At 41.6% G+C, this 1,757-nt stretch carries 1 protein-coding gene and 1 pseudogene; both read left to right on the forward strand.

All coding sequences use genetic code 11. The features are described 5' to 3' along the window. Positions 1-75: 75 nt before the first annotated feature. A pseudogene (locus QUF07_RS13770) lies at positions 76-336 on the forward strand (divalent metal cation transporter); the annotation flags it as partial. A gap of 156 nt (positions 337-492) precedes the next feature. Then, complete coding sequence (locus QUF07_RS13775) at positions 493-1,401, forward strand: magnesium transporter CorA family protein (RefSeq protein WP_008855228.1); 909 nt, start codon at positions 493-495, stop codon at positions 1,399-1,401. Positions 1,402-1,757 lie beyond the last annotated feature (356 nt).

Genomic DNA, 1,757 nt, shown 5'->3' on the forward strand with positions numbered 1-1,757 from the left:
GTAAGCTCAACACTAGTCTCATGATGGTTTCGTTAGCTTTTATCAGGTTACTTCTCAAAAGATACTAAACAGTTTCTCACACCAGTTTTGATCTTTGCCATTTACTATCATGGCAATGAGGCTAAGATTGAAGGATTACTGACGGCATCACAAGTGTTCCTGAGTATTGCTTTACCGTTTGCCATCATCCCACTGGTCATGTTCACCAGTAACAAGAAGTTGATGGGTGAGTTCGCCAATCATACTTGGGTCAAGTACGCTGCTTGGTTTGCCACCATTGTGCTGGTAACCTTGAACATCTACTTGATTCTCCAGACGGTTGGCTTGCTGAAATAACCGTTTAAAGACCTTTATAAAAAATAAGTAGGTTTCCGTTATATTCTTTATAAAAGTGTTTAGCAGTTGGGAGTCGTTGACAATTTAAAAATTTGTCTGCGGCTTCTTTTCTTTTAGTCTAAAATAGAGGTTAATAACTAACAGGGGGATTACTAAATGATCAAACCCGAAAAGACAATCAATGGAACCAAATGGATTGAAACGATTCAAATCAATGCCGAAGAACGGGCAACCCTCGAAGATCAGTATGGCATCGATGAAGATATTATTGAGTACGTCACTGATAATGATGAAAGTACTAATTATGTTTATGATATCAATGAGGACGACCAATTATTCATCTTTCTGGCGCCGTATGCCCTCGACAAAGATGCGCTGAGATACATTACCCAGCCATTTGGCATGTTGCTCCATAAGGGCGTTTTATTCACGTTTAATCAAAGCCACATACCTGAAGTCAACACGGCACTTTACTCGGCATTGGATAATCCCGAGGTTAAGAGCGTCGATGCATTTATTATGGAAACACTGTTTACAGTTGTTGACAGCTTTATCCCAATTTCTCGCGGCATTACCAAGAAACGCAACTATTTGGATAAAATGTTGAACCGGAAGACGAAGAACAGTGACTTGGTTTCACTTTCATATCTTCAACAGACGTTGACCTTTTTGTCCAGCGCGGTCCAAACCAATCTCAGTGAACTCGATCGTTTGCCAAAGACCCATTTTGGTGTCGGTGCTGACCAAGATAAAATTGATTTATTCGAAGACGTGCAAATTGAAGGAGAACAGGTCCAACGGATGTTTGAGATTGAAACCCAAGTCGTTGACCGAATCGATCATACCTTCAACAGCCTTGCTAATAACAACCTGAACGATACAATGAAATTTTTGACAATTTGGTCACTGACCATGGCTGTGCCAACGATCATTACCGGATTCTATGGGATGAACGTGAAACTCCCGTTAGCCGGGATGCAATATGCTTGGATGCTGACTTTGGGGATTTCTGTCGCCTTGATTGTGGCGATGCTGATTATGCTGAAGGTCTGGCGGAAGATGTGATGGGTGAGTGACTTGCTGCTGGGTGGGGGACTTTTTTGGAATGTGTATAGTTGAGCAGTTATGATATTTTGAGCACCCTTCGGCTTCTGAAATACGCTCCGACGACCCTGACCCCGGCCACATAAGACAAAAAATCCAGTAACGAACAAAAACCGTTCGCTACTGGATTTTCTGCCTTATGCTCTGGGGTCAACCCGGGTCTTGTCGCGCTCTTATTTTTTACCATTTCTTTACCCAATCAATACCAAGCAAAAACATTACCCTTCTATACTAAAAGTGTTAGAAGCTGTCTAAAATCTCTTAAGTAATAGTGCTAAAAACGCTAAAACGACCATTTGCAGACTGGTGGTTAATTG

The sequence above is a fragment of the Lentilactobacillus sp. TOM.63 genome, from assembly GCF_030361045.1.
Lineage (GTDB): Bacteria > Bacillota > Bacilli > Lactobacillales > Lactobacillaceae > Lentilactobacillus > Lentilactobacillus dabitei.